Raw genomic sequence first — 21,000 nt, 5'->3', positions numbered from 1 at the left:
GATAAGCATGTCTCGCGTCGCTAAGAACCCCGTAAAGCTGCCGTCCGGTGTCGAAGTCAAATTCGCCGGCCAACAGCTTTCGGTGAAGGGTGCCAAGGGCACTCTCGAACTGAACGTTCATTCGTCTGTTGAAGTTACCGAAGAGTCTGGTGAGCTGCGTTTCGTCGCTCGCAATGGTGACCAGCAAGCTCGCGCCATGGCCGGTACTACCCGCGCTCTGGTGAACAACATGGTCCAAGGCGTAAGCCAAGGCTTCGAGCGCAAGCTCCAGCTGGTCGGTGTTGGTTACAAGGCTCAGGCTAAGGGCACTGTCCTGAACCTGGCTCTGGGCTTCTCTCACCCAGTAGACTACGAGCTTCCAGCCGGCATCACCGCTGAAACGCCTAGCCAGACCGATATCCTGATCAAGGGCATCGACAAGCAACTGGTAGGTCAGGTGGCCGCTGAAATCCGCGACTTCCGTCCACCAGAGCCGTACAAAGGCAAAGGTGTGCGTTACGCGGACGAAGTCGTCCGTCGTAAAGAAGCCAAGAAGAAGTAGGGCCTAGCAAATGACCGACAAAAAAGTTACTCGACTGCGTCGCGCTCGCAAAGCACGCCTGAAAATGCACGAGCTCGAAGCCGTGCGTTTGTGCGTGTTCCGCTCCTCGCAGCACATTTATGCCCAAGTCATCTCGGCCGACGGCAGCAAGGTTCTGGCAAGCGCCTCTACCTTGGACAAAGACCTGCGTGATGGCGCCACCGGCAACATCGACGCGGCCACTAAGGTTGGCAAGCTGGTAGCTGAGCGCGCGAAAGCCGCCGGTGTATCTCAAGTTGCCTTTGACCGTTCCGGCTTCAAGTACCATGGCCGCGTCAAAGCGCTGGCTGATGCTGCTCGTGAAGGCGGGCTGGAGTTCTAAGTTATGGCAAATAACGATCAAAAGCGCGACGAAGGCTACATTGAGAAGCTGGTTCAAGTTAACCGCGTAGCCAAGACCGTCAAAGGCGGCCGTATCTTCACCTTCACCGCGTTGACCGTGGTTGGTGATGGCAAGGGCCGTGTAGGCTTCGGCCGTGGCAAATCGCGCGAAGTACCAGCCGCGATCCAGAAAGCCATGGAAGCTGCCCGTCGCAACATGATTCAGGTTGACCTGAAAGGCACCACTCTGCAGTACGCCACCAAGGCCGCCCACGGCGCCTCGAAGGTTTACATGCAGCCTGCCTCCGAAGGTACCGGTATCATCGCTGGCGGCGCTATGCGTGCTGTCCTGGAAGTTGCTGGTGTCCAGAACGTTCTGGCCAAGTGCTACGGTTCGACCAACCCAGTGAACGTGGTTTACGCCACCTTCAAGGGTCTGAAGGCCATGCAATCTCCTGAATCCATTGCTGCCAAGCGCGGCAAGAGCGTTGAGGAGATCTTCTAATGGCTGCCACCGTTAAAGTCACGCTGATCAAAAGCACCGCCGGCCGTCTGCCTAACCACAAACTGTGTGTTAAAGGCCTGGGTCTGCGTCGCATTGGTCACACCGTAGAAGTACTTGATACTCCCGAGAATCGCGGGATGATCAACAAGGCTTACTACATGCTGCGCGTCGAGGGTTAATCGATGAAACTCAATGATCTGAGTCCAGCGCCGGGTTCCCGTCGCGAGAAGCATCGTCCGGGTCGTGGTATCGGTAGCGGTTTGGGTAAGACTGGTGGCCGCGGCCACAAAGGTCAGACCTCCCGTTCCGGTGGCACCATCGCTCCGGGCTTCGAAGGCGGTCAACAGCCGCTGCACCGTCGTCTGCCGAAATTCGGCTTCGTTTCGCTGAAAGCCATGGACCGCGCAGAAGTGCGTCTGTCCGAGCTGGCCAAAGTGGAAGGCGATGTTGTCACCGTGCAATCCTTGAAGGATGCCAACGTGATCAACCAGAACGTACAGCGTGTGAAAATCATGCTGTCTGGCGAAGTCACTCGCGCAGTTACCATCAAGGGCATCGCAGCCACCAAAGGTGCGCGTGCGGCTATCGAAGCAGCTGGCGGCAAATTCGAGGAATAAATGGCTAAGCAAGGTGCTCTCTCTTCGCTCGGTAAGGGCGGGATGTCGGAACTCTGGGCTCGTCTGCGCTTTCTGTTCATGGCGATCATCGTCTATCGGATAGGTGCGCATATCCCGGTGCCTGGCATCAACCCGGACCGTCTGGCGGATCTGTTTCGACAGAATGAGGGGACCATTCTTAGCTTGTTCAACATGTTTTCCGGTGGTGCGCTGGAGCGCATGAGCATCTTTGCACTGGGGATCATGCCGTACATCTCGGCATCGATCATCATGCAGCTCATGACCGCTGTCAGCCCACAGCTGGAGCAGTTGAAGAAGGAAGGTGAAGCTGGCCGTCGCAAGATCAGCCAGTACACCCGCTACCTCACTGTAATCCTGGCACTGGTTCAAGCGATTGGCATGTCCATTGGCTTGGCCAACCAGGGCGTGGCGTTCTCTGCAAGCCTTGGCTTCCATGTGGTTGCCGTCTCCACCTTCGTGGCAGGCGCAATGTTCATGATGTGGCTGGGTGAGCAGATTACCGAGCGCGGTGTGGGCAACGGTATCTCGATGTTGATTTTCGCGGGTATCGTTGCCGGTCTTCCGAGAGCAATCGGGCAGTCTTTCGAGTCTGCGCGCACAGGCGATATCAACATTTTCGCCCTGGTCGCTATCGGTTTGCTGGCAGTAGCGATTATCGGTTTTGTGGTGTTCATTGAGCGTGGTCAGCGTCGAATCGCCGTTCACTACGCCAAGCGTCAGCAGGGCCGCAAGGTCTTTGCTGCGCAGACCAGCCACTTGCCGCTCAAGGTGAACATGGCAGGGGTTATCCCGGCTATTTTCGCCAGCAGCATTCTGCTGTTCCCGGCTTCGCTGGGTGCCTGGTTCGGTCAGTCCGAAGGTATGGGCTGGCTGCAAGACATCTCGCAGTCGATCGCTCCTGGTCAGCCGTTGAACATTCTGCTGTTTAGTGCAGGGATCATTTTCTTCTGCTTCTTCTACACAGCGTTGATGTTCAACCCGAAAGACGTAGCGGAAAACCTGAAGAAGTCCGGTGCCTTTATTCCGGGTATCCGTCCTGGTGAGCAGTCGGCGCGCTACATTGATGGCGTTCTGACTCGTCTGACCATGTTCGGTGCTCTTTACATGATGGCCGTATGCCTTCTGCCCCAGTTCCTTGTGGTGGCTGCAAACGTGCCGTTCTATCTCGGCGGGACGTCGTTGTTGATCGTGGTAGTGGTTGTGATGGACTTCATGTCCCAAGTACAATCCCACCTCGTTTCGCACCAGTACGAATCCCTGATGAAGAAAGCCAACCTGAAAGGCTATGGCGGCAGCAGCTTGCTGCGCTGACAGGCCCCTAAGGTTCGAGGAGTTGGTCATGAAAGTTCGTGCATCGGTGAAAAAGCTGTGCCGTAACTGCAAGATTATTCGCCGCGAAGGTATCGTGCGAGTAATTTGCAGCGCGGAACCGCGTCACAAGCAGCGCCAAGGCTGAGTGTGATCCGCGCTACAAGCCCAGCAGCTAGTGCGCTGCTGGGTTGATTAATTGTTTCTACAGCGATATTATCTCGCGCCCTATTTCTTGGCTTCCGGGGCGTAGGTAGCTGTCAATTGGAGTCCCACTGAATGGCCCGTATTGCAGGCGTCAACATTCCAGATAACAAGCACACTGTTATCTCGCTGACCTACATCTATGGTGTCGGTCGCACAACTGCACAGAAGATTTGTGCAGACACTGGGGTTAACCCAGCCGCAAAGATCAAGGATCTGAGCGACGAGCAGATTGAAACGCTGCGTAGCGAAGTCGCCAAGTTCACCACTGAAGGTGATCTGCGCCGTGACATCAACATGAAGATCAAACGCTTGATGGACCTGGGCTGCTACCGCGGTCTGCGCCATCGTAAAGGTCTGCCGGTTCGCGGTCAGCGCACCAAGACCAATGCACGCACCCGTAAGGGCCCGCGTAAGCCGATCCGCAAGTAATCGCACCAGCGAATCGACAGGAAAATAGACATGGCAAAACCTGCTGCTCGTCCTCGTAAAAAAATCAAAAAGACAGTGGTTGATGGCATCGCCCACATCCACGCGTCTTTCAACAACACCATCGTGACCATCACCGACCGTCAGGGCAATGCTTTGTCCTGGGCAACGTCCGGTGGTTCGGGTTTCCGTGGTTCGCGCAAATCCACCCCGTTTGCAGCTCAGATTGCTGCTGAACGAGCTGGTCAAGCTGCGCTGGAATACGGTCTGAAAAACCTCGACGTAAACGTCAAGGGTCCAGGTCCAGGTCGTGAGTCCGCCGTTCGTGCTTTGAACAGCTGCGGCTACAAGATCGCCAGCATCACCGACGTGACGCCAATCCCGCATAACGGGTGCCGTCCGCCGAAGAAGCGTCGCGTGTAATCAGGAGACAGATAAATGGCACGTTACATTGGTCCAAAATGCAAACTGTCTCGCCGTGAAGGCACTGACCTTTTCCTGAAGAGTGGCGTTCGCGCTCTGGAATCGAAGTGCAACATCGAAGCAGCCCCAGGTATCCACGGCCAGCGCCGTGGCCGTCAGTCCGACTACGGTACCCAGCTGCGCGAGAAACAAAAAGTCCGTCGTATCTACGGTGTTCTGGAGCGTCAGTTCCGCGGTTACTACCAAGCTGCAGCCTCGAAAAAAGGCGCAACTGGTGAGAACCTGCTGCAACTGCTCGAGTGCCGTCTGGATAACGTCGTTTACCGTATGGGCTTCGGCTCGACTCGTTCCGAGTCGCGTCAGCTGGTTTCGCACAAAGCGATCAGCGTCAACGGTAAGACTGTAAACATTCCATCTTACCAAGTTCGTCCGGGTGACGTGGTCTCGGTTCGTGAGAAATCGCTGAACCAGCTGCGCATTGTTCAAGCCCTTGAACTGTGCTCTCAGCGCGGCCGCGTTGAGTGGGTAGACGTGGATGCTGCTAAAAAGTCGGGCGTTTTCAAGAACGTTCCTGCTCGCAGCGACCTGTCTGCCGACATCAACGAAAACCTGATTGTCGAGCTCTACTCCAAGTAAGGGCTAGAAAATAGGTGCATCCATGCAGATTTCGGTAAATGAGTTCCTGACTCCCCGCCACATTGATGTGCAGGTAGTCAGTCCGACCCGCGCCAAGATTACGCTCGAGCCTCTCGAGCGTGGTTTCGGCCATACCCTGGGCAACGCGCTGCGCCGCATCCTGTTGTCCTCCATGCCTGGCTGTGCAGTAGTCGAGGCCGAGATCGATGGCGTACTCCATGAGTACTCCGCGATCGAAGGTGTACAGGAAGACGTAATTGAAATCCTGTTGAACCTGAAAGGCCTGGCTATCAAACTGCACGGTCGTGACGAAGTTACGCTGACCTTGTCGAAAAAGGGTTCGGGGGTGGTTACCGCTGCCGATATTCAGCTGGATCACGATGTCGAGATCGTCAACCCCGATCACGTAATCGCGAACCTGGCGTCCAACGGCGCCCTGAACATGAAGCTCACTGTAGCTCGTGGTCGCGGTTACGAGCCGGCCGACTCTCGTCAGACTGACGAAGATGAAAGCCGCAGCATTGGCCGTCTTCAGCTGGACGCTTCGTTCAGCCCGGTGCGTCGTATCGCCTATGTGGTCGAAAACGCCCGTGTTGAGCAGCGTACCAACCTGGACAAGCTGGTCATTGATCTGGAAACCAACGGTACTCTGGACCCAGAAGAGGCAATCCGTCGTGCCGCGACCATCCTGCAACAGCAGCTGGCCGCGTTCGTGGACCTCAAAGGTGACAGTGAACCGGTAGTGGTCGAGCAGGAAGACGAGATCGATCCGATCCTGCTGCGTCCGGTTGACGACCTGGAACTGACCGTACGGTCTGCCAACTGCCTCAAGGCGGAGAACATCTACTACATCGGCGACCTGATTCAGCGCACCGAAGTAGAGCTGTTGAAAACTCCTAACCTGGGCAAGAAGTCCCTGACTGAAATCAAGGACGTTTTGGCTTCCCGTGGTCTGTCCCTCGGCATGCGCCTCGACAACTGGCCGCCTGCAAGTCTTAAGAAGGACGACAAGGCGACTGCCTGATCGTCGTAATCACCGAACGTAGTGTTTGGTAAGGAATGAATCATGCGTCATCGTAAAAGTGGACGTCACCTGAGCCGTACCAGCTCTCACCGCAAGGCTATGTTCCAGAACATGGCAGTGTCGTTGATCGAGCACGAGCTGATCAAAACTACTCTGCCAAAAGCCAAGGAACTGCGCCGCGTTGCCGAGCCGCTGATCACCCTGGCCAAGGAAGATAGCGTAGCCAACCGTCGTCTGGCTTTCGACCGTACCCGTTCGAAATCCGCTGTTGGCAAGCTCTTCAACGATCTGGGCAAGCGCTACGCCACCCGTCAGGGCGGCTACCTGCGTATCCTGAAGTGCGGTTTCCGCGCTGGCGACAATGCGCCTATGGCGTACGTCGAGCTGGTTGATCGTCCAGTCGGTGGTGCTGTAGAAGCTGCCGAGTAAGACGTTCTGTCTGCTACAAAAAACCGGGCCTAGTGCCCGGTTTTTTGTGCTTACAATTATTGTTAATTCCTATCGATCCAACTCGATCAATGAATTAGCTCTTGTCATGCTGCTCCCCGATACTGTCTGCAAGCCGACAAACGGCACATATAGACCGTCAAGGAGAGCCCATGAGCAAGATTCTTACCACCGCCAGCGGTGCACCTGTAGCCGACAACCAGAATTCCCGTTCGGCTGGCCCTCGCGGTCCGCTGCTGCTCGACGACTTCCACCTGCTGGAAAAACTCGCCCACTTCAACCGCGAGAACATCCCTGAGCGCCGTGTACACGCCAAGGGCTCGGGCGCCTACGGGACCTTCACCGTAACCCGCGATATCACCGGCTACACCTGCGCCAAGCTGTTCGACAAGGTTGGCAAGCAAACCGAGACCTTTTTGCGGTTCTCCACCGTGGGTGGCGAGCGCGGCTCGGCTGACACCGAACGTGACCCGCGTGGCTTCGCGCTGAAGTTCTACACCGAGGAAGGCAACTGGGACATCGTTGGCAACAACACTCCTGTCTTCTTCATCCGTGACCCTCTGAAGTTTCCTGACTTCATCCACACGCAGAAGCGCCACCCGCAGACCAACCTGAAGAACGCCCAGATGATGTGGGACTTCTGGTCGCATTCGCCCGAGGCCTTGCACCAGGTCACCATCCTGTTCTCGGATCGGGGTATCCCGGACGGCTATCGCCACATGCATGGGTTCGGCAGCCATACCTACAGCCTGATCAGCGCGAGCGGTAAGCGCACCTGGGTCAAATGGCACTACAAGACCCAGCAGGGCATCAAGAATCTGGCACCGGCCGAAGCAGCACGTCTCGCCGGCACTGATCCTGATTACGCCCAGCGTGACCTGTTCGAGGCGATCGAACGCGGTGACTACCCACGCTGGACTGTGTGCATTCAGGTCATGAGCGAGGAGCAGGCAGCCAATCGTTCCGAGAATCCGTTCGACGTGACCAAGACCTGGTCGCAGAAGGAATTCCCGTTGATCGAGGTTGGCGTGCTTGAGCTCAACCGCAACCCGCTCAACTACTTTGCCGAAGTCGAGCAAGCCACCTTCGGCCCGAGCAACATGGTCCCAGGCGTTGGCCTGTCGCCAGACCGCATGCTGCAGGGTCGGGTGTTCGCCTATGCCGATGCACACCGCTACCGCGTAGGTACCAATCACCAGCATCTGCCGGTCAACGCGTCGCGCAGCCCGGTCAATAGCTACCAGCGCGATGGCGCCATGGCTTCGGGCAGCTACGGCAGCGCGCCTAACTACGAGCCGAACAGCTACAGCGATGCGCCAAAGCAGTCGCCGCAGCATGCCGAGCCGGCGCTTGCCCTGAACGGCGCAGCGGATCGCCACGACCACCGTGAGGACGGCGATTACTACAGCCACGCCGGCGCCTTGTTCCGGTTGATGAGCCCAGAGCAGCAGACACTGCTGATCAACAACATCGCCGGCACCATGGCAGGCGTCAGCGCGGTTGTGGTGATGCGCCAGTTGCAGCACTTCTTCAAGGCAGATCCTGCTTACGGAGAAGGGATTGCCAAGGCGCTGGGGCTGAATCTCGTCTGAGTCGAAATGATAAGTAGAACCGCCCTCATTTGGGCGGTTTTTCAATGAATATCACTACTGTTTAGGCGTTTTTTTGCATGTTATTGCGCGTTTTTCAGTGACCTCGCAGCAGTCCTGGTTCACACTATGCACATAGCGCTTTCACATGGAGAACCAGGGCGATGCAAGGTCACCCGGACGTAATCGATTACCTCAACACGTTGCTCACCGGCGAGCTGGCAGCACGTGATCAGTATTTCATTCATTCGCGGATGTACGAAGACTGGGGCTTGTCCAAGCTCTACGAGCGCATCAACCATGAAATGGAAGAAGAGGCACAACACGCCGACGCCCTGATGCGCCGCATTCTCATGCTGGAAGGCACACCGCGCATGCGCCCGGATGATCTGGACGTGGGCACTACTGTGCCGGAGATGCTCGCCGCTGACCTGCGCCTTGAATACAAGGTGCGTGCAGCTTTGTGCAAAGGCATTGAGCTGTGTGAAACGCACAAGGACTACATCAGCCGCGACATCCTGCGTCAGCAGTTGGCAGATACCGAGGAAGACCACACCTACTGGCTGGAAAAGCAGCAGGGTCTGATCAAGGTCATTGGCCTGCAGAACTACCTGCAATCGCAGATGTGATCAGCTTGCTGTAACTGGCATGCATGGTTGTAAAAAAGCCCCTGGTAGCGCGCTACCGGGGGCTTTTTTGTGGGCTTATGCCCGGTCACGCTCCAGCAACGGCTTGAGGTAATGGCCGGTATACGACTGTTTCATCTTGGTCACCTCTTCAGGCGTACCCACCGCGATGATCTGGCCGCCCTTGGAGCCGCCCTCAGGGCCGAGGTCGACCAGCCAGTCGGCGGTCTTGATCACGTCCAGGTTGTGCTCGATCACCACCACGGTGTTTCCGTGATCGCGCAGGCGGTGCAGTACATCGAGCAACTGCTGGATATCGGCGAAGTGCAGGCCGGTAGTCGGTTCGTCGAGGATGTACAGGGTCTTGCCGGTGTCGCGCTTGGACAGCTCGCGTGACAGCTTGACCCGCTGCGCCTCGCCCCCGGAAAGGGTCGTGGCCGACTGACCAAGCTTGATGTACGACAGGCCGACATCCACCAGCGTCTGCAGCTTGCGCGCCAGCGCCGGCACGGCATCGAAGAATGCGCGGGCATCCTCGATGGTCATTTCCAGCACCTCGTGGATGTTCTTGCCCTTGTACTTGATCTCCAGCGTCTCGCGGTTGTAGCGCTTGCTCTTGCACACGTCGCAGGGCACGTAGATGTCCGGCAGGAAGTGCATTTCAACCTTGATAAGGCCATCGCCCTGACACGCCTCGCAGCGCCCGCCCTTGACGTTGAACGAGAATCGCCCTGGACCATAACCGCGTGCACGCGACTCGGGCACCCCTGCAAACAGCTCGCGCACCGGGGTGAAGATGCCGGTATAGGTCGCCGGGTTGGAACGTGGGGTGCGGCCAATCGGGCTCTGGTCGATGTCGACCACTTTGTCCAGGTGCTGCAGGCCGTCCATGCTGCTGTGCGCGGCGGCCTCATGGCTGGTAGCGCCGTTCAAGGCAGTCGCCGCCAGCGGGAACAGTGTGTTGTTGATCAGCGTCGATTTGCCCGACCCGGAGACACCGGTCACGCAAGTGAGCAAGCCGATCGGGATTTCCAGGTCGACGTTCTGCAAGTTGTTGCCACGCGCGCCTTTGAGCTTGAGCGACAGCTTCTTGTCGCGGGGCGTGCGCTTACCCGGTACGACAATCTTCTTGCGCCCGGACAGGTAGGCACCGGTCAGCGAGTCAGGGTGGTCCATAACCTCCTGCGGAGTACCCTCGGCAACGATCTGGCCACCGTGCACACCTGCGCCCGGGCCGATGTCGACAACGTAGTCAGCCAAGCGAATGGCGTCCTCGTCGTGCTCCACCACGATCACCGTGTTGCCCAGATCGCGCAGATGATTGAGCGTGCCGAGCAAGCGGTCGTTGTCGCGCTGATGCAAGCCAATCGACGGCTCATCGAGGATATACATGACGCCGACAAGGCCCGCGCCAATCTGGCTGGCCAGGCGAATACGCTGCGCTTCGCCGCCAGAGAGGGTATCGGCACTGCGATCCAGGGTCAGGTAATCAAGGCCGACGTTGACCAGGAACTGCAGACGCTCGCAGATCTCCTTGAGAATCTTCGAAGCGATCTCGCCGCGGCGACCGGTCAGGGTCAGCTCGCTGAAGTAGGTGCTGGCATCGCCAATCGGCAGGTTGGTCACCGCTGGCAGGGTTTTCTCGCCGACCCACACATGCCGCGACTCACGGCGCAGGCGGGTGCCGCGACAGTCCGGGCATGGCTGCGTCCCGAGGAACTTGGCCAGCTCTTCACGCACCGTGGCCGACTCGGTCTCGCGGTAGCGTCGCTCCAGATTCGGCACGATGCCTTCAAACGGGTGCGAGCGCTTGACGATATCGCCACGGTCATTGAGGTATTTGAAGTCGACGTTCTGCTTGCCGCTGCCCTGCAGAATGATCTTTTGATCCTCCGCTGCCAGTTCAGCGAACGGTTGTTCCAGGCTAAAGCCAAAATGCGCGGCAAGCGAGCCAAGCATCTGGAAGTAGTACACGTTGCGCCTGTCCCAGCCGCGGATCGCGCCTTCAGCCAGGGTCAGCTCGGTGTTTACCAGGCGCTTGGTGTCGAAGTACTGCTTCACGCCTAGGCCATCGCAGGTCGGGCATGCGCCAGCCGGGTTGTTGAAGGAGAACAGCTTGGGTTCCAGCTCGCTGATGGCATGGCCGCAAATCGGGCAGGCGAAGCGCGCAGAGAAGATGATTTCTTCGCCGGGCTCGTCGTCCATCGGTGCCACCAGAGCAATGCCGTCAGCCAGCTTCAGCGCGGTCTCGAACGACTCGGCCAGGCGCTGCTGCAGGTCGCTACGGACCTTGAAGCGGTCGACCACGACATCGATGCTGTGTTTTTTCTGTTTCTCGAGGGTCGGCAGTTCGTCCATCTCGTACAGCTTGCCGTTGACCCGCACGCGCACAAAGCCCTGCGCGCGCAGCTCGTCGAACACTGCCAGGTGCTCACCCTTGCGCTCGCGGATGACCGGCGCCAGCAGCATCAGTTTGCTGCCCTCAGGTTGCTCGAGCACCAGGTCGACCATCTGGCTGACGGTTTGCGCTTCCAGCGGAATGTCATGGTCCGGGCAGCGCGGTGTACCTACCCGCGCATACAGCAGGCGCAGGTAGTCGTAGATCTCGGTAATGGTGCCAACCGTCGAGCGCGGGTTGTGCGAGGTCGATTTCTGCTCGATCGAGATTGCCGGTGAAAGGCCCTCGATGGTGTCGACGTCGGGCTTTTCCATCATCGACAGGAATTGCCGGGCATATGCCGACAACGACTCGACATAACGGCGTTGACCCTCGGCGTAGAGGGTATCGAAGGCCAGCGATGACTTGCCGGAACCGGACAAGCCGGTGATCACGATCAACTTGTCCCGGGGCAGGGTCAGGTCGATGTTCTTCAGGTTGTGGGTACGTGCCCCACGAATCAGAATCTTGTCCACTGCGGCCTCGCTTGGCGGGCATAAACATAGAAGTATACGGCGCGCTGCCATTACGCGGCAAAGCGTCGCGTATATGCCGTCAAGGCGTGGGACTGATAGAATCGCCGCCGGTTCACACGAGGTTTATCCATGCACGACACCCACAACGAGCGCATGAGTGGTAGCGAGACTCGCGCCGCCGGTGGCCTGGCCCTGGTCTTTGCCTTTCGTATGCTGGGCATGTTCATGGTGCTGCCGGTACTTGCCACCTATGGCATGGACCTGGCCGGCGCCACGCCTGCGCTGATCGGCCTGGCCATCGGTGCCTACGGCCTGACTCAGGCGGTGCTGCAGATCCCGTTCGGGATGATCTCCGACCGCATCGGCCGGCGCCCGGTGATCTACCTCGGGTTGATCATCTTCGCCCTCGGCAGTGTCCTGGCGGCCCAGGCCGACTCGATCTGGGGCGTGATTGCCGGGCGCATTCTGCAGGGTGCCGGGGCGATCTCGGCAGCGGTCATGGCGCTGCTCTCCGACCTGACCCGGGAACAGCACCGGACCAAGGCCATGGCCATGATCGGCATGAGCATCGGTTTGTCGTTTGCCGTGGCAATGGTGGTGGGGCCATTGTTGACGCGCGCCTTTGGCTTGTCAGGATTGTTCCTCGCGACTGCAGGACTTGCCCTGGTCGGCATCCTCTTGGTGGCCTTTCTGGTGCCGCATGCACATAGCACCCTGCAGCACCGCGAGTCGGGAGTGGCGCGCAAGGCCATCGGCCCGACCCTGCGCCATCCGGACCTTCTGCGCCTGGACGTGGGTATTTTCGTCCTGCATGCGATCCTCATGGCCAGCTTCGTGGCGCTGCCTTTGGCCTTCGTCGAGCGCGGCGGCCTGCCCAAGGAAGAGCACTGGTGGGTATACCTGACCGCGCTGTTCGTCTCATTTTTTGCAATGGTGCCGTTCATCATCTACGGCGAAAAAAAGCGCAAGATGAAGCGTGTGTTGCTCGGCGCGGTGAGCGTGCTGCTGCTGGTCGAGGTGTTCTTCTGGCAGTGGGCTGACAACTTGCACGGACTGGTGATCGGCACCGTGATATTCTTTACTGCCTTCAACCTGCTGGAGGCATCCTTGCCTTCGCTGGTCAGCAAGGTGTCGCCCGCCGGCGGCAAGGGAACGGCCATGGGGGTTTATTCCACCAGCCAGTTCCTCGGTGCCGCGCTGGGAGGAATCATCGGTGGCTGGTTGTTCCAGCATGGTGGTCTGGGCATGGTGTTCGTCGGTTGTGCGCTGCTGTGTGCTGTGTGGTTGGTCGTCGCCTTGAGCATGAACGAGCCGCCCTATGTGACCAGCCTGCGCATGCCACTGACGCCTGAGGCAGTCCGGGAAGCCGGGTTGACCGAACGCCTGATGGCCGTGCCGGGTGTGACCGACGCTGTGGTGGTGGCAGAAGAAGCCGCCATCTATATCAAACTGGATACGAAAATTTTGGACCGTGCGACCCTCGAGCGTCTGGTAAATCCAGCCTCATCGGCGTGCGAAGCCTAGGAGAACGTTATGGCCCGTGGGGTTAACAAAGTCATTCTGGTCGGTACCTGTGGTCAGGATCCCGAAGTCCGCTACCTGCCCAACGGTAACGCCGTGACCAACCTGAGCCTGGCCACCAGCGAGCAGTGGACCGACAAGCAATCCGGTCAGAAGGTCGAGCGTACCGAGTGGCACCGTGTGTCGATGTTCGGCAAGGTTGCCGAAATCGCCGGTGAATACCTGCGCAAGGGTTCCCAGGTCTACATCGAGGGCAAGCTGCAGACCCGCGAGTGGGAAAAAGACGGCATCAAGCGTTACACCACTGAAATCATCGTCGACATGCAAGGCACCATGCAGCTGCTCGGCGGCCGTCCGCAGAACCAGCAGGGCGGCGGTGATCAGTACAACCAGGGTGGTGGCAACAACTACAACCAGGGCGGTGGTCAGCCACAGCAGTACAACCAGCAGCCACAGCAGCAGGCACCGCGTCAGCAGGCACCACGCCCGCAGCAGTCCCAGCAGCGCCCGGCGCCGCAACAGCCAGCGCCACAGCCGGCTGCTGACTTTGACAGCTTTGATGACGATATTCCGTTCTGATCAATAGTCTTGTCGTAATAAAAAGCCCGCGGCATCTCATGCTGCGGGCTTTTTTATTGACTCGATGTCAATGTTCCGATGGGTTATTAATAGAAGTTACAGGTGTGCATCCGAGATAACTTTTAGTGTAGGAAGTTTCTGAGATTGCTTGCTTGGTAATTAATGCCAGAATTTATTAAGTACAATCCGCTTTTTCCAAGGAGCGGGCCCATGCAGGACATCATTTCTTCAACTCGAATTACAATCAAGAACTCGCAAAGCGAGTACTGCGTTGCCGGCTTTGCCGATGCCTATCAGGCCTACGTCAACGCTGAGGAGGGCGGCGCAGTCTATGCCTACTGGCTGTTGGTAGGTATAGGCTTTATCGTGACAGCCGTAGGGGTGCTCACCATGATTTTCGGCCCGGAAACCATAAGGTACAACGGAATGACTGGACCGACATTGTTCCAGTACATCCAGATTTACCCTGGCCCTATCGCAACGATCGGTGGCGTGTGCATGGCAGTGGGCAGTAAGTTGGGTTCAAAGATGATCATGACTAGCGAGTCATATTTGCAGTCCAACTATCAGCTCGTGACTGAAGACGGGCAAGATGTAACTAATGCTGTCAAAGTCACTCACTTGGGTGAGGACGATTTTGAGATTGCATTGAATCAATGATATGCGTCGTAAAGTTTGGTGGTCGTTTCGAGCAAGGCTGTTGATGCAGTGAGCAGCGTTATCTTATTCGCTAGGCTAACTGAACAGGCCAGTCATTGCGCGAAGCGTGCTCCTCGCAATGACTAGCCAGATTATAAATCAGTAGCTCAAGCCCGCTCACCACACAGATCCAGCGCAAACCAATGCTCCGTCGCCTGCGCATCCAACCCCGCCCCAAGCAAGCCAAACAACTTGCCCAACGCCGCTTCACGGGTCATACCGCCGCCGCTGATCAGGCCAGTGTCACGCAGCCGGCTACCGGCGGCGTAGGTGTCAAACACCACCGAACCAACGGGGCACTGGCTGATCGCAACGATCACCACGCCGCCCTGGTGGGCGTCATGCAGCACATCCAGCAAGGCCTGGTCGTCGGACGGCCCGGTGCCGCTGCCGTAGCACTCCAGCACCAGCCCTTGTATGCCAGTTTCGAGCAGGCCGCGCAGGTGTTCTGCCTGCAGCCCGGGGAACACCGGCAGTACAGCCAACTTTACCGGCTGGCGCGGCTGGCGATAGTCGAGCACTGCCGGGATCGCTGGTGCCCGCTCGCCGTCGCGATGGCGGGGCAGGGCGGCGAAGGCGTCGAATGCCTCGCTGCGCAGCTTTGAGGCGCGGCAGCCGTGCAGCAGTTGCTCGTGGAAGTACAACTGCACGCCGTCTTCGATACCGCTTTCAAGCAGGCGCAAGGCGCCGATCAGGTTGTCCCAGGCGTCGCTGTCCGGTGCGCCGGCGGGCAGCATCGAGCCGGTCAGCAGCACCGGCACCGGCAGGCCGAGCAGCACGAACGACAAAGCCGCGCCGGTGTAGGCCAAAGTATCGGTGCCGTGCAGTACCAGCACGCCGTCATGGCCGTCACGTTCCACTGCTTCGACAATCGCGTCACGCATGGCCAGCCAGTTGGCTTGCTGCATGTTGGCGCTGTCCAGCAGCGGGTTCATTTCACGCAGTGTCCACTGGATCTGCGGAGCATCGTCAAGCTGCGCCAGATGCTCGCGCATGCGCACGTCGAAGCCGCCCGCCGGGGCCAGGCCCTGGGGTGTTTCGAGCATGCCGATGGTGCCACCGGTATAGAGGACGAGGAGATTCTTGACTGCACGCATGGCGCATTCCGTAACGATGAGCGGAGAGTAAAGCAGCCGCCCGCGAATGGGGCGGCTGGCAGGGGAGGATATCAGCGCTGGGTCTGAACCTGACCGACGGTGTTGTCAGCGGTTGTTTCAGCAGCTGCCGGCACTGGCCAGGCGTTGCGGTCCAGGTCCAGGTCAGGGAACTTGCTCGAGTCGAACACTGGTTGCTTGATGCCAGCCTTGCGCTGCACATCGTAGTCACGCATTACTCGCAGGCCGATGTTGAACAGCAGGGTCAGAGCGATCAGGTTAACGAAGGCCAGGCAGGTCATGGTGATGTCGGCGAAGGCGAACACGGTCGACAGGTCTTGCGCCGAACCCCATACGATCAGCGCCAGGACCAGGCCGCGGTAGCCCATCAGCACCGAACGCTTGCGGGTCAGGAACTGCAGGCTGGTCTCGCCCAGGTAGTAGTTGTAGAGGATGCAGGTGAAGACGAACAGCGACAGCGCGACGCTGACGAACAGACGACCCCAGTCACCGACCACAGCGGCCAGCGAGTTCTGGGTCAGGACGATGCCGTCACCTTCGAAGCCTGGGGTGTAGAAGCCCGACAGCAGGATCAGCAGTGCGGTGCAGGTGCAGATTACGAAGGTGTCGAGGAACACGCTGAACGCCTGCACCACGCCCTGTGCGCCAGGGTGCTTGACCGCGGCCACAGCAGCAACGTTGGGCGCACTGCCCAGGCCCGCTTCGTTGGCGAACACGCCACGCTTGACGCCCATCACGATCGCGCTGCCGAGCAGGCCGCCGAACGCAGGGTCAAGGCCGAAGGCGCTTTTGAAGATGGTTTCCAGCATCGCCGGAACGTGCTCGATCTGGCTGCCGATTACATACAGGGTGACGCCGATGTAAGCCAGGGTCTTGACCGGTACCAGCAGGTCGGACACCGAAGCAATACGCTTGATACCACCGAGGAAGACGATCGCCAGCAGCACTGCCAGGGCAATACCGGTCTGCTGCGGCGGGAAGCCGAAGGCATTTTGCAGCGAGTGTGTCACGGTGTACGACTGCAGGCCGTTGAAGGCGAAGCCGTAGGTCACCAGCAGCAACAGCGAGAACACCACCGCCATGCGCTTGAATTTCAAGCCATGCAGGATGTAGTAAGCCGGGCCGCCACGGTACAGGCCATCGCCATCGGCGCGCTTGTACACCTGGGCCAGGGTACATTCGAAGAAGCTGCTGGACATGCCGACCAGCGCGGTCACCCACATCCAGAACACAGCGCCTGGGCCACCGAGGGTCACGGCAATACCGACACCGGCGATGTTACCGGCGCCAACACGGCCGGCCAGGCTCAGCATCAGTGCCTGGAACGAGCTCAGCTGGCCAGCCTGGCCACGCAGGGATTCTTTGAACACACCGAACATGTGCGCGAAATGACGGAACTGGACGAACCGCGAGCGGATGGTGAAGTAGCTACCGAGTCCGACGATAAGGACGATGAGCAGCTTCCCCGAAAGGAAATCGTTGAGTACTTCGAGCATGGCAAATGACCTCGATTCTTATTCTTCGCGTGGAATGACCAGCGGCGGCAACGACGCGCCGCTTTTCGTTGGGCGCATGGTTGGCCATGACAAGAGTCGTTACAATTTCGCGGGTTGCTCTCAGTTGGCGCGACTTGATGCTATGATTGCGTCACTCGCATCAGCTGGACCTCGTACATGAGCGATCATTTCGCTAGCAATCTGAAATTGGCTTGTAGCCACTACCGCTCTATCTCCGAGGTTTGCCGACAGCTGTCGATCAACCGCGCCCAGTTCAACAAGTATTTGAGCGGGCAGAGCCGTCCGACGGCTTACAACCTCAAGCGCATCGGTGATTTCTTCGGTGTCGAGGATTACGAGCTGAATTTGCCGCCCGAGCAGTTCGCGCGTTTAATCGGCGCGCGCATTCCGTCGGAGCAGAATGGGCCGTTGAACGACCCCATCAGCGAGCTGTTCAAGCCCCTGCACGCCCACGCCGGTAACCTTTCGCGCTACTGCGGCTATTACTTCGAATACTCCAACTGCATGTCGGTACCGGGGGCCATTCTGGTGTCGCTGGTGCATTTACGTGAGGAGCGCGGCAGCTTTCTGTTCGAGCGCCAGGAACGCCAGGAGCGCAGCAGCGCCACCGACCTGCACGCCGAAGTGCGCTGCCGCTACCTTGGTGCAGCGTTCCAGTTGCAGGACCGCATGTTCCTGATCGACTACGAATCACTGACCCTCAACGAGATGAGCCAGACCATCCTCATCCCCAGCTTCAAGAGCCGCATCACCCGCTTGAACGGGCTCAAGACCGGGGTCTCCAGCGGCGACCGGCGCAACCCGGCCTGTACCCGGGTGGTCTGGGAATTTCTTGGCGAGGAGATCAACCGCATCAATGCCTACCGCCAGGTCAAGCTGTATCGCCCGGATGATCCGCGCATCGACGATGACGTGCGCGAGCGCCTCAGCGTCGGCCCGCTGAGCAACGGCCTGTTCGAGATCGAGTAGGCCGCCTCAGCCGCGAATGAACGCTGCGGTCACCTCTGCCACCTGGTCGGCGACCTGCGGATTGTCCCGCAGGTGAGCGGCGATGCCGTGGTCGCAGTCGGTCAGCAGCAGGCACTCGACATGCGGCGCTGGCACCGAGCGCAGCAGGGTATGAGTGACCTCTTCCGGGATCGGGCTGTAGCGCTGAACGCCGGACACCCAGCGCGTGCCCGCCGAGGTGCCGGCGCCTTGGCCATAGGCCCGCGAATTGAGCCCGTCGTATTCACCGATCACCAGCAACACCTGGCCGGTAAAGGTGCGCAAGAATTCATAGCTGTCACATTGCAGAAAGGCGAACGGCTGGCGAATCGCTGCGGTGAACGCGGGGCCGAACGGCGCCTGGTGCGCGGCGTCCGGGTAAACCGCCGGGCAGATCAGCACCAGCTTGGAGATGCTCGGCAACTGCGCGGCCATCTTCAGCGCAATGGCTGCGCCGAGGCTGTGGCCGATCAAGGTATGGCACTGTTCGGCGATATGCCGATGAAAGCTCAGTGCCTCGTGCAGATTGGTGCTCAGCGACGGCGCGGTGGCGCCCGGTTGGCTGGCCAGGCTGTGGCCGGACAAGTTGCCGCTGAGCGAGCCGATGCCCTGCGCCTGCAAGCGATACAGCAACGGGTTGAGACGAGTGAAGTCCGAGCGTGCGCCACCGACGATAAAGGCGGGCGGGGCGTGTGCAACATCGGGCACCAGCAGTCGTGCCTGCTGCCGATAGCCGTCGAATGACTGTTCGATGAACCGCTCTGCGCCGGGCGCTGCCTCGTCGTACTGCCAGGTCGAACGGTGTGCAGCGATGGATTCGGTAGGCATGTAGACCTTCGCGCTGAGCAGGGGATGGCGCGCTCAGTATAGGTCGATAACAGCCTCGCACAGTGCGCTGGCGCAGTGCCGAGCAACGCCGCAATCCAGCAGGCGTTGGACTTCCCCTGTCGGAAACCGCAAAATGCTTTTTTCTTCCAACGATCTGAGCGGACTTTTTTACCCTATGCGTATGCGCCTGATGCTGTTGGGTGGTGGCAATGCCCTCGGGCAAGCGCTGATTCGTCTCGGGGCCGAGGAAGACATCGGATTCCTGGCGCCGCGTCCGCCGGACAACGGCTGGGATCCGGCCAGCCTGACCCTGCTGCTGGACGAACACCGCCCCAACGTGGTGATCAACCTCGCCTATTACTTCGACTGGTTCCAGGCCGAGGCGGTCAGCGAACAGCGCCTCGCCCAGCAAGAGCGCGCAGTCGAGCGCCTGGCCGAGCTTTGCCAGCACCACGAAATGATCCTCGTGCAGCCTTCCAGCTATCGCGTGTTCGATGGCTCGCGGGCCACTGCCTACAGCGAAAAGGACGAGCCGATGCCCCTGGGCAGCCGCGGCCAGGCGCTGTGGCGGGTCGAGCAGAGCGTGCGCGCAACGTGCCCGCAGCATGTGCTGCTGCGCTTTGGCTGGGTGCTGGACGAGAGCATCGACGGCACCCTCGGGCGCTTCCTGACCCGCGCCGAGCAACCGCAGGAGTTGCTTCTGGCAGATGACCGCCGCGGCAATCCGACGCCAGTCGACGATGCTGCCCGGGTCATCCTCTCGGTGCTCAAGCAGCTCGACTGCGCCGCGCCGCTGTGGGGCACCTACCACTACGCCGGCAACGAGGCGACCACGCCGCTGGCGCTGGGCCAGGCGATCCTTGCCGAAGCACAGCAATGGCGCCAGCTCGCAGTGCAGGCACCCACCGCCCAGGCTCACGCCGCGCGGCCGGACGCCAGCGAAGAGCCACAGAACGCGGTGCTGGCCTGCAAGAAGATCCTTCACACCTTCGGCATCAAGCCGCGCGCCTGGCGCTCGGGCCTGGCGCCTTTACTGGACCGATTCTACCGACATGGCTGACGCCCCTATTCTGATCACCGGCGGCGCGGGCTTCATCGGCTCGCACCTGTCCGACGCCTTGCTGGGCAAAGGCTATGCGGTGCGCATCCTTGACGACCTGTCCACCGGCAAGCGCGCCAACCTGCAGTTGCAGCACCCCGGCCTGGAGCTGATCGAAGGCGATGTCGCCGACGCTGCTCTGGTCGCCCGTGCTGCCGCTGGCTGCCGCGCAGTGGTGCATCTGGCTGCAGTGGCTTCGGTGCAGGCCTCGGTGGATGACCCGGTGAAAACCCACCAGAGCAATTTCATCGGCACCCTGAATGTCTGCGAAGCCATGCGCCTGAACGGCGTGCGTCGGGTGCTGTTTGCGTCCAGCGCCGCGGTGTATGGCAACAATGGTGAAGGCCAGTCGATTGCCGAAGACACGCCCAAGGCGCCACTGACGCCTTACGCAGTGGACAAACTTGCCAGCGAGCAGTACCTGGATTTCTACCGCCGCCAGCATGGTCTGGAGCCGGTGATCTTCCGCTTCTTCAACATCTTCGGCCCGCGCCAGGATCCGTCCTCGCCGTATTCCGGGGTGATCAGCATTTTCAGCGAGCGCGCCACCCAAGGCTTGCCGATCAAGGTATTTGGCGACGGCGAACAGACTCGCGACTTCCTCTATGTTGGTGATCTGGTCCAGGTCATGGTCCAGGCCCTTGAGCAACCGCAGGTGGAAGAGGGCGCCGTGAACATCGGCCTGAACCAGGCGACCTCGCTGAATCAGCTGCTGGCCGCGCTGCGCAACGTCATTGGCAGCCTGCCGGAAATCAGCTACGGCGAAGCCCGCTCGGGCGACATCCGCCACTCCCGCGCAGACAACGCGCGTTTGCTGGCGCGTTTCGACTTCCCCCAGCCGACGCCGATGGTCGAAGGTTTGGCCAAGCTGTTAGGCAAGGGCTAAGCCTCCGTTCCGCAGGTCGCTCTGGCCTGCGGGAAACCCATCTGCGCGTCAGACCTTTCTGAAATCAAATCCAAATGCTTCTGCAAAAGCCCGTCTAGGAATTATCCTACGCGTCTTTCGGAAGCA

At 59.5% G+C, this 21,000-nt stretch carries 24 protein-coding genes; 20 read left to right on the top strand and 4 right to left on the bottom strand.

From position 1 onward, the window contains the following. Positions 1-7: 7 nt before the first annotated feature. From rplF to bfr, 14 genes are all read left to right on the top strand, one after another. The gene (gene rplF, locus ACQZ2L_RS14280; protein ID WP_003255469.1) at positions 8-541 is read left to right on the top strand and encodes a 50S ribosomal protein L6; all 534 of its coding nucleotides are present in this window, start codon (positions 8-10) and stop codon (positions 539-541) included. Positions 542-551: 10 nt separating this feature from the next. Beyond that, on the top strand, positions 552-902 hold the full coding sequence (rplR, locus tag ACQZ2L_RS14275) for a 50S ribosomal protein L18 (protein WP_029614571.1): 351 nt from the start codon (positions 552-554) through the stop codon (positions 900-902). A 3-nt stretch (positions 903-905) separates the two neighbouring features. Next, on the top strand, positions 906-1,406 hold the full coding sequence (gene rpsE, locus ACQZ2L_RS14270) for a 30S ribosomal protein S5 (protein ID WP_003255465.1): 501 nt from the start codon (positions 906-908) through the stop codon (positions 1,404-1,406). Further along, positions 1,406-1,585, top strand: coding sequence for a 50S ribosomal protein L30 (gene rpmD / locus ACQZ2L_RS14265; protein ID WP_101322338.1), 180 nt, complete (start codon positions 1,406-1,408; stop codon positions 1,583-1,585). The genes rpsE and rpmD overlap by 1 nt, the downstream gene beginning before the upstream one ends. 3 nt (positions 1,586-1,588) lie before the next feature. Then, positions 1,589-2,023: a 50S ribosomal protein L15 gene (rplO, locus tag ACQZ2L_RS14260; protein ID WP_010220318.1), complete on the top strand. Its 435-nt coding sequence runs from the start codon at positions 1,589-1,591 to the stop codon at positions 2,021-2,023. Next, on the top strand, positions 2,024-3,355 hold the full coding sequence (secY, locus tag ACQZ2L_RS14255) for a preprotein translocase subunit SecY (RefSeq protein WP_101322337.1): 1,332 nt from the start codon (positions 2,024-2,026) through the stop codon (positions 3,353-3,355). 28 nt (positions 3,356-3,383) lie between these two features. Further along, on the top strand, positions 3,384-3,500 hold the full coding sequence (gene rpmJ, locus ACQZ2L_RS14250) for a 50S ribosomal protein L36 (protein WP_011531897.1): 117 nt from the start codon (positions 3,384-3,386) through the stop codon (positions 3,498-3,500). Positions 3,501-3,631: 131 nt separating this feature from the next. Further along, positions 3,632-3,988, top strand: a complete 357-nt coding sequence (gene rpsM / locus ACQZ2L_RS14245) for a 30S ribosomal protein S13 (RefSeq protein ID WP_101322336.1) — start codon at positions 3,632-3,634, stop codon at positions 3,986-3,988. Positions 3,989-4,018: 30 nt separating this feature from the next. Next, positions 4,019-4,408 carry a 30S ribosomal protein S11 gene (gene rpsK / locus ACQZ2L_RS14240; protein ID WP_012270237.1) on the top strand — a complete coding sequence of 130 codons (390 nt, stop codon included), beginning with the start codon at positions 4,019-4,021 and terminating at the stop codon, positions 4,406-4,408. A 15-nt stretch (positions 4,409-4,423) separates the two neighbouring features. Beyond that, positions 4,424-5,044: a 30S ribosomal protein S4 gene (gene rpsD / locus ACQZ2L_RS14235; RefSeq protein WP_101322335.1), complete on the top strand. Its 621-nt coding sequence runs from the start codon at positions 4,424-4,426 to the stop codon at positions 5,042-5,044. 22 nt (positions 5,045-5,066) lie between these two features. Further along, on the top strand, positions 5,067-6,068 hold the full coding sequence (locus ACQZ2L_RS14230; RefSeq protein ID WP_003255452.1) for a DNA-directed RNA polymerase subunit alpha: 1,002 nt from the start codon (positions 5,067-5,069) through the stop codon (positions 6,066-6,068). A gap of 42 nt (positions 6,069-6,110) precedes the next feature. Further along, positions 6,111-6,497: a 50S ribosomal protein L17 gene (gene rplQ, locus ACQZ2L_RS14225; protein WP_003255451.1), complete on the top strand. Its 387-nt coding sequence runs from the start codon at positions 6,111-6,113 to the stop codon at positions 6,495-6,497. Positions 6,498-6,667: 170 nt separating this feature from the next. Continuing rightward, positions 6,668-8,107, top strand: coding sequence for a catalase (locus tag ACQZ2L_RS14220; RefSeq protein WP_430326688.1), 1,440 nt, complete (start codon positions 6,668-6,670; stop codon positions 8,105-8,107). A gap of 161 nt (positions 8,108-8,268) precedes the next feature. Further along, positions 8,269-8,733 carry a bacterioferritin gene (bfr, locus tag ACQZ2L_RS14215; RefSeq protein WP_101322333.1) on the top strand — a complete coding sequence of 155 codons (465 nt, stop codon included), beginning with the start codon at positions 8,269-8,271 and terminating at the stop codon, positions 8,731-8,733. A 75-nt stretch (positions 8,734-8,808) separates the two neighbouring features. On the opposite strand, the gene uvrA is transcribed toward bfr, so the two are convergent. Beyond that, a complete protein-coding gene (gene uvrA / locus ACQZ2L_RS14210; RefSeq protein ID WP_430326687.1) occupies positions 8,809-11,643 on the bottom strand; it encodes an excinuclease ABC subunit UvrA in 2,835 nt (944 codons plus the stop codon). Positions 11,644-11,772: 129 nt separating this feature from the next. On the opposite strand from uvrA, the gene ACQZ2L_RS14205 reads away from it, so the two are divergent. The 3 genes from ACQZ2L_RS14205 to ACQZ2L_RS14195 all read left to right on the top strand — a co-directional run bounded on the left by ACQZ2L_RS14205 (position 11,773) and on the right by ACQZ2L_RS14195 (position 14,403). Then, positions 11,773-13,167, top strand: a complete 1,395-nt coding sequence (locus ACQZ2L_RS14205) for an MFS transporter (protein ID WP_430326686.1) — start codon at positions 11,773-11,775, stop codon at positions 13,165-13,167. Positions 13,168-13,176: 9 nt separating this feature from the next. After that, a complete protein-coding gene (locus ACQZ2L_RS14200) occupies positions 13,177-13,743 on the top strand; it encodes a single-stranded DNA-binding protein (protein ID WP_430326685.1) in 567 nt (188 codons plus the stop codon). A 210-nt stretch (positions 13,744-13,953) separates the two neighbouring features. Further along, positions 13,954-14,403 carry a hypothetical protein gene (locus tag ACQZ2L_RS14195; RefSeq protein WP_430326684.1) on the top strand — a complete coding sequence of 150 codons (450 nt, stop codon included), beginning with the start codon at positions 13,954-13,956 and terminating at the stop codon, positions 14,401-14,403. Between the two features lie 146 nt (positions 14,404-14,549). On the opposite strand, the gene ACQZ2L_RS14190 is transcribed toward ACQZ2L_RS14195, so the two are convergent. Further along, positions 14,550-15,539, bottom strand: a complete 990-nt coding sequence (locus tag ACQZ2L_RS14190) for an asparaginase (protein ID WP_430326683.1) — start codon at positions 15,537-15,539, stop codon at positions 14,550-14,552. Between the two features lie 71 nt (positions 15,540-15,610). Continuing rightward, positions 15,611-17,053 carry an alanine/glycine:cation symporter family protein gene (locus tag ACQZ2L_RS14185; protein ID WP_430326682.1) on the bottom strand — a complete coding sequence of 481 codons (1,443 nt, stop codon included), beginning with the start codon at positions 17,051-17,053 and terminating at the stop codon, positions 15,611-15,613. Between the two features lie 177 nt (positions 17,054-17,230). Here ACQZ2L_RS14185 and ACQZ2L_RS14180 point away from each other — a divergent pair, with 177 nt between their 5' ends. Beyond that, positions 17,231-18,043 carry a helix-turn-helix domain-containing protein gene (locus ACQZ2L_RS14180; protein WP_103435151.1) on the top strand — a complete coding sequence of 271 codons (813 nt, stop codon included), beginning with the start codon at positions 17,231-17,233 and terminating at the stop codon, positions 18,041-18,043. Positions 18,044-18,049: 6 nt separating this feature from the next. Here ACQZ2L_RS14180 and ACQZ2L_RS14175 read toward each other — a convergent pair whose 3' ends face one another. Beyond that, complete coding sequence (locus ACQZ2L_RS14175; RefSeq protein ID WP_430326681.1) at positions 18,050-18,889, bottom strand: alpha/beta hydrolase; 840 nt, start codon at positions 18,887-18,889, stop codon at positions 18,050-18,052. 175 nt (positions 18,890-19,064) lie between these two features. Between ACQZ2L_RS14175 and ACQZ2L_RS14170 the strand changes: the two genes are divergently transcribed. Both ACQZ2L_RS14170 and ACQZ2L_RS14165 read left to right on the top strand, forming a co-directional pair. Further along, the gene (locus ACQZ2L_RS14170) at positions 19,065-19,949 is read left to right on the top strand and encodes a sugar nucleotide-binding protein (protein WP_430326680.1); all 885 of its coding nucleotides are present in this window, start codon (positions 19,065-19,067) and stop codon (positions 19,947-19,949) included. Beyond that, positions 19,942-20,874 carry an NAD-dependent epimerase/dehydratase family protein gene (locus ACQZ2L_RS14165; protein ID WP_430326679.1) on the top strand — a complete coding sequence of 311 codons (933 nt, stop codon included), beginning with the start codon at positions 19,942-19,944 and terminating at the stop codon, positions 20,872-20,874. The genes ACQZ2L_RS14170 and ACQZ2L_RS14165 overlap by 8 nt, the downstream gene beginning before the upstream one ends. The last annotated feature ends 126 nt before the right edge of the window (positions 20,875-21,000 follow it).

Source organism: Pseudomonas shirazensis (assembly GCF_050496565.1).
Classification (GTDB): domain Bacteria; phylum Pseudomonadota; class Gammaproteobacteria; order Pseudomonadales; family Pseudomonadaceae; genus Aquipseudomonas; species Aquipseudomonas shirazensis_A.
Note: the sequence above shows the minus strand (reverse complement) of the source record. Positions and strands in the feature narration are given on the sequence as shown.